Here is a 6829-nt window from a genome sequence, read left to right on the forward strand (position 1 = left end):
TGGATCATAGTCACGAGGAAAGAGGCTTCTTTGCTGGTATCACTAGGATAACTTTAAGGTTTCCGTTTCTTACTCTCGGGTTCGTGTTTTTGGGTGTTTTAGCGATGATGTTCCAGATCGCAACACGTGGTTTAACAATCGATAACAGTCCGGAAGTATTCGAGGCAGTTGGAAGTAGAACGAGCGTCGTTCTAAGCGAATTACGTGAGGAGTTTGGCCAGGACCAACTTTTTGTTGTGGTCGTCGAGGGCGATGTTTTCACCCGTCCATTTCTTGAGAAACTAGATTCTTTGCATAATGGCTTGGCCGCAATCGATATTGATTTTGATTATCTGCAAGGGTTTGGATCCGAGGAGGGTGGAGAAGGTAGCCCCGACTTAATAGATGGTTTTGATGATGATGGGTGGGGCGATGAAGAGGGCGGCACCATCATCGATGAAGTCATCTCGTTGGCTGGAGTGCGGGATACGAGGGCGACCACCGATGGCGTGTCGGTAGGTGATTTACGGGATTCCTGGCCGGTTTCTGGTCCATTGGATTCATTTCGAGAACGTGTTCTTAGTGAGCGTACCTACCGTAACCGGCTGGTGAGTGCCGAGGGGCGTCATGCGCTTGTGATAGTTCGAGCGCAAGTCGTTACCGAGCAGAGTCTTGTTGCACTTTATAATGCAATTCTAGATGAGACCCAAAAGCACGTTGAGAAGGGCTTTGTTACAAAGACCGGCGGCGGTGCCGCGATGAATGCACGAATCAATGAGCTAACAATTATCGATATGGGATTGGCATTTATTCTGGCATCAATTTTAATGTTTGGGGCCTTGTTAGCGATTTACCGTCATCCTATTGGAGTCGTTGCTCCATTGGCTATCATTTCGATTGCAAATATATTTACCTTAGGTCTGATGTCGATTCTCGGGATGAGTTTAAATTATCTTAACAGCATCGTTCCTGTTTTTCTCACCTGCGTTGGGGTGGCGGATGCTATTCACGTTCAATCCCTTTATAGAGACCTGCGGCGATCTGGGTGCGAAAATGCTTCGGCAATTATCCGTTCGATGCAGGCAGCCGGTGTACCTATATTTTTCACATCACTGACAACGATGGTTGGTTTGATCTCATTTAGGACGGCGAGTCTAAAGCCCATTATTCAGCTTGGTACTTTGGGCGCATTCGGAGTTCTTATTGCGTTCATAGCGACAACCTTGGTTCTGCCGCCAGTACTCAGTATGAACAAACGCAGCCTTTTGGGTGCCAGCGAAGGTGGTGGAAAGGATTGGCTCGACCGATTTCTTAGGCGTTGCAGCGGTTTCTCTGGTGGAATCTATGCGGCTAGCCAGGATCCCATCTTTCAAAAACGTGCCCGTCATAAAGCTTTGTGGCTAGGTCTTCTGATCGGAGTAGGCGCGCTATTATTTACAAGCCAAGTACGCGTGAACCATGATCAGTTAGCATGGTTTCCTGAGTCTGAGGAATTACACCAAGCATTTGACCTGATTGATAACAATGTGGGGGGAGTGGCGCAGTTCTTACTTCTGATTGAGATGAAAGAAGGTAAGAAGATACAGGATATCGAAACGCTGAGGGCCTTGGTGCAGCTTGAGGAACACCTTCTGTCTTTCGTAGATCCGAATAGCGGTGAGAAGATAGTTAAGAAATCAACCAGTATCCTCGATATTATTCGTGAAACAAATCGCGCACTCCATGGGGGTAGCCAGGAATATTATCGTATGCCGGACAGTACGGCGCAGGCGACGGATATATTGTTCTTGTTTGAAAACTCAGCGCCTGACGATTTGATGCGACTCGCAACTTCAGACCTCAATAAAACTCAGATGCAGTTTACATTGCGTTGGCTACCCGCAACATCCTATCAGCCGCTTAGTAAGCATATCGATGCCGGGATTGAGAAATACGTCAGTGAGGTCGCGGTGGTGAAACCAACAGGCTTCCTATACTCGGTACTCTCAGCGTTTGGAGCGCTCATACCTGATTTACTCAAGAGCTTTGGCTTAGCATTTGTTATAATTACTGTCCTTCTGGCCATCTTGCTACGTGATCTGAAGCTAGGTCTGGTTGCAATGTTTCCGAATCTGCTACCGGTTCTGATGACTGTTGGATTGATGGGTATTTTAGATATCCCCATTGATGGCTCAACTCTTTTAATCGCATCGGTAGCGCTGGGGCTGTGTGTGGACGATACGATTCACTTCGTTCATCACTTCCAACATCATTACAAGTTAAGTGGCCGGGTCGAAGAGGCTATCGAAGCTACTACCCGTGATAGCGGTCGTGCGATTGTTTCGACGAGTGTTGTACTCATTTTGAGTATTGCACCCTGTCTAATAGCAACACTCTATAGCTTGGTGTGGTTTGGATTATTGATTATTGCAGCGATAGCATTTGCGGTGTTCGCTGATTTGGTACTCACTCCGGCCATTTTCCGGTCTTTGTATAAAGATAGAGTTTAGGGAGTGTCTGTTTGAGCTGCTTGTTCGTCTTTGAGCTGTAAAAGGCGAGTGTGAGCATATTCTAACGCGAGAATGTGTAGGAATAGTGAACGACCCACATCTTTGGGCCATTGTATGTAGTTCGGGAATTTCAGCGGTGCCCAGTTTCGAAAGCGCTCATCGCCTGTATAATTTGCAATGATGTGCAGCAGGCTCTCGTCGAGTTCCAGTGAATTGGCGGCACTTTCGGCTGTGTCTTCATTAAGAAAAGTCGTCATGAAAGCTACGATAAGATAGAGCGTGGACTCAAAATCCAGATTTAAAATTCTCCCTTTGGGATTGATTTCCGGCTCCTTAAATTGAAGCGATGAGAAATCTATATCTTCGAGTGGGATTCGTTGGGTAAGGTTGGCCCCTTGTGCATGCCCTATATCGACAATGAAATTGAACATATTGGCATCGTGTAAAATCGTGGCATTGACCCCGTCGACATCACCGAGTTGGTCGGGCCCACTTGGTTTATTGCCTGCTTCTTCGATTCCGGATCCGCCAGCATTACGAGCGACAAAATTAATTAAATTGGACTCAACATGAAAGTGACGAATCAAGAGGTAAAGAGCTTCTGGGGAGACGACACGTCTTGCGAACAGAATGCTCACAACATTCAATATCCACTGAGACTGGAATTGAAAGGGAGATAATCTTCGAAGAATACGAACGATGAAGATAGCACTTAAGCATCCCACTCGGATCAGTGGCAGTAGGTACTTGCGCGTCCATCGCCTAGCATCTCGGAGTTGAACATCCAAAGCTTTGGGGTCCACCAGGAGTATTGGATCTGCACGCAACGCATCCCAAATATTGGGTAGAGGTTCTAGCCTATTGGGCCGCCGTTTTGGCGACAATGATTTTGGTGATTCTTCCACGCCTAAGCCTATTGGTAATGACGATATCCCTGTAGAGCGAAAACCATGGGGTTGGCAACCATCCGGTCAGGATTAAGGACTCGCTTGTAATGGCCTAATATGACTTAGTCCTTAGATGGCCCAACCACTGTGAACTTAGCCAAGCTGATGGCAAAGCGCCCAGATTCGGGAATAAATGCCAGGATACCATCACCTTCTTTAAGGCGTCCTTCATTAAAAGCTTCTTCTAGCATGAGGTAGATACTGGCTGAGCCGGTATTTCCGCGTGTGGAAAGATTGGTAAACCACTTTTCCTCGGGGATAGGACACCCTGCGGCTTCAAGAGTTGCTTCGATTTTGTCATAGAAGAAATAGGAACTTAAGTGAGGCATGAAGTGGTCAATCTCTTCAGGCTTAATCTTTCCTTCGTCCACGAGACGCTTACCTTCTTTCAGCGCAGTCGCGACCATGCCTTCGGCAAGGAGGCTGGTATTTTGCCGAATAACCAGGAGTCCGTCTGCCTCGGCTTCACTTATTGTTGGATAAGATACCCAGGTGTTTTCGACAGTAGGGTTACTTGGGTCTGAAGTCCCCATATACATACAAGTGCTAAATTCGTGTGCATAAGAGCGAAGTTCAATCCAGTCAATCTTGAGAGATAAACCTTCTTTGGATGGCTTGTCTTGCATAACAACTGCACCTGCTCCATCGGAGAGCATCCATCTTAGAAAGTCGGCATTGAAGTAATCAAAAGACTCAGCAGTTTCATCTCGCGAAGCTGCAATTTCACTTTCCTTTTCAAATCGGCTGGACTTAAACCACACGCTGGGCAGTTCTGATGCACCGGCTACCACCAGCTTGTGCTCGCCGGTTCGGACGGTTTGCCACGCGCCTTTCATAGCCTCCATGCTGGAAACACAAACTCCGCCTACGGAGAGAATATCCATCGGACCACCGCCAATTCGTCCGTGAACCATGGACGCGAAGCCGGGCATAAGCACATCTGGAATAGTTGTCGCCATGGCAAGCATATCAATGTCTTCGGCGGTGTGACCGCCTCGTTTGAGCGCATCCTCTACAGAATGAGCGGCCATCTCTTCCACCAGGTGAGTGCGGTTACCGTCTTCGTCTAACGCGTAGTAGCGAGTCTTGATTCCGTTAGCTTGTAAGATACGTTTCTTGTACTTACTTGGCTCCCCTCCGACCATGCCAAGATAGTCCTCCATCTCGTCATTGCCGATTGCTTTGCCGGGAAGGAATTTGCCAATTGAGGTGATGTATACATCTTTTAGGCTGTTGTCTGACATTTTAGCTGACTCCAAGGTTTCTTGGCGGTCCCATTTTATGGGTAGGCCAAACGATATATATAAAGTTACTGAGTTGGACAGAGTCAGGCAAGCAGGGCTATCATATTGATGAAGCCAGAATGGCTTAAGCCTATAGAAAATCTAGGTTTTCGAACTATTGGTTTTTGGAGGAAAAAGTGAGTGAGGCGGCGCTTCTAGCATCTGAAAAAAAACTGGTCCGGGCACCGTTTATGTATAAGCAATGGATGGTGGCTGGGAACACCCAAGCATTCATCCGGATGCTTACCAATGACTTTGGCGACTTTGTTCACTACCGAGGTATTCTAAATTTTTATGTCATTAATCACCCAGATCTGATTCGCCAAGTTCTACAAAAAACGAATAAGAAATACGACAAGGGAACCGACATCTACACTCGGTTTCGTGCAGTTTTTAAATCGGGATTGGTTACTTCTGAAGGTGCTCATTGGGCAAAGCAAAGAAAGCTGATCCAGCCGTTACTCAAACCCGTCTTTGTTCGTAGCTTGGTTCCGCTAATGTGCGAGAGTTCAGCAGGTATGGCTGATGAGTGGTCACAAAGTTCTGGTGATGGAACCATGCGAAACGTTGCTCGCGATATGAGCAGGCTAACTCTAGAGATTGCAGGGAAATGTCTCTTCAGCAGTGATTTCGAAGGTTATCGAACGAAAATTATCGAGTGGAGTGAATTTATTAATGAGTACAGTGGGATGACGCCTTATCCCGTTATTCGCAGTCCTTGGTTTCCCAGCCCGGCCAATTTCAAAATGAAACGGGTCTTGAGAGAGTTTCATGATTTTGTCGGTGCTCTTTATGATGAACGGGTTCGTGGCGGGTCGAAAAATCAAGACCTCTTTTCATTGCTTCTCGGAGCTCGCCATGAGGAGCTTGAGGGGGGGATGTCCAGAGAAGAATTAACCGACGAAGTCGTGACAATGATATTTGGAGGACACGAGACATCTGCCACAGCTTTAACCTGGGCTTGGTCTTTGTTAGCCCAAAACAAAGACGTTGAGGCCAAACTCCATGAAGAGCTTGATACAGTTTTGAACGGCCGTGATCCCACTCCTGAGGATGTCTCAAAACTCAAATATACAAAAATGGTTATCGATGAAGCGATGCGTATGGGACCACCATTTTGGTTCGAGAACCGCAATGCGATTGAAGAGGATGAACTTTGGGGGGAGACGATACCCGAGGGCTCGCTGATCATGTTCAGTCGGCACGCGATGCACATGCATCCAGAGTTCTGGGACAACCCAACTGAATTCCGTCCCGAACGATTCGCGCCGTCCGCAAGTAAAGAACGGACCAAGTTTGCCTATATCCCATTTGGTGGGGGACCGAGGATTTGTGCCGGAATTACGTTTGCCACCATCGAGTTGGTGATTGCCTTAGCAACCTTGGCGAATAAGTTTACCATCGAGCTTGATGAAAGCGCATCCACAGAAGTGGAAGCCAAACTTACGATGACACCTAAAGGCGGTGTTCCCGCTTATATCAAATTGCGCAACCGCCCCTAGTCAGGACATTTTGACTGCGTCTTTTAATTCTTTCGCAAGCTGCTTTAACCCGTCTTGGTGAATAACCGTAAAGTGGTCGCCGGGAAGCGTTTCCTGACGAATAATTGTTTGAACCCAGCTACTCCAACCCATATCCAATGGAGCGTTTTCGTGCTCTTTCAAGGGTGTAGCAGCTTTGTAGATGGAAGCTGGCCCAGCATAGGATTTCCCCTCGTATTGTGACATCGCTAAAAAGTTTTGACGGCTCACTTCATAACGCAGAGAGAGGTCCTCCAGTTTTAGGTGAGGAGGTAAGAGACCTTCCGTGATGCCTTTTTGATACAAGAGTTCGATACTGTTTTGTGATTGCTCAACCGCCGGCGCGTCATCGAATCCGATGTCCCTGGCAAAAAGACTTAGCACCGTAGCATCATCAGTTGAAGGTTCACTGCCGGTACCGGGAGCTAGCCCGTCCAGTAGCTGAAGAGTATGAATCTGCTCGCCTTGTTCGGTGAGGATTCTTGCTACCTCAAAGGCGACCACGGCCCCCATAGACCAGCCACCCAAGATGTACGGTCCCTTGGGCTGCCTTGAACGAATGGCAGCTACATATTGGCTGGCCATCTCCTCAATGGTGTCGTAGCTCGCAA

5 protein-coding genes are annotated in these 6829 nt (G+C 47.5%); 2 read left to right on the forward strand and 3 right to left on the reverse strand.

Features of this window, described 5'->3' with window-relative positions; translation table 11 throughout:
- The first annotated feature begins 104 nt into the window (after positions 1–104).
- Entirely contained in the window at positions 105–2468 is a 2364-nt protein-coding gene (locus HOK28_20790) for an MMPL family transporter (protein ID MBT6435545.1), read from the forward strand.
- Here HOK28_20790 and HOK28_20795 read toward each other — a convergent pair.
- Positions 2465–3373, reverse strand: a complete 909-nt coding sequence (locus HOK28_20795) for a hypothetical protein (GenBank protein ID MBT6435546.1) — start codon at positions 3371–3373, stop codon at positions 2465–2467. The two genes, HOK28_20790 and HOK28_20795, sit on opposite strands and share 4 nt — an antisense overlap.
- Positions 3374–3477: 104 nt before the next feature.
- Positions 3478–4659, reverse strand: coding sequence for a beta-ketoacyl-ACP synthase III (locus HOK28_20800; protein ID MBT6435547.1), 1182 nt, complete (start codon positions 4657–4659; stop codon positions 3478–3480).
- 176 nt (positions 4660–4835) lie between these two features.
- On the opposite strand from HOK28_20800, the gene HOK28_20805 reads away from it, so the two are divergent.
- Positions 4836–6200 carry a cytochrome P450 gene (locus tag HOK28_20805; GenBank protein MBT6435548.1) on the forward strand — a complete coding sequence of 455 codons (1365 nt, stop codon included), beginning with the start codon at positions 4836–4838 and terminating at the stop codon, positions 6198–6200.
- Here HOK28_20805 and HOK28_20810 read toward each other — a convergent pair.
- The coding region (locus HOK28_20810) for a hypothetical protein (GenBank protein MBT6435549.1) at positions 6201–6829 on the reverse strand (629 nt) is incomplete at its 5' end. It abuts the gene before it with no gap.

This window comes from Deltaproteobacteria bacterium (assembly GCA_018668695.1).
GTDB lineage: Bacteria > Myxococcota > XYA12-FULL-58-9 > XYA12-FULL-58-9 > JABJBS01 > JABJBS01.

Excerpts from the sequence above, each read along its gene's own strand:
- HOK28_20790 (MBT6435545.1), top strand. The coding sequence starts at position 105 with ATGATGTTCCAGATCGCAACACGTGGTTTAACAATCGATAACAGTCCG.
- HOK28_20800 (MBT6435547.1), bottom strand. The coding sequence starts at position 4,659 with ATGTCAGACAACAGCCTAAAAGATGTATACATCACCTCAATTGGCAAA.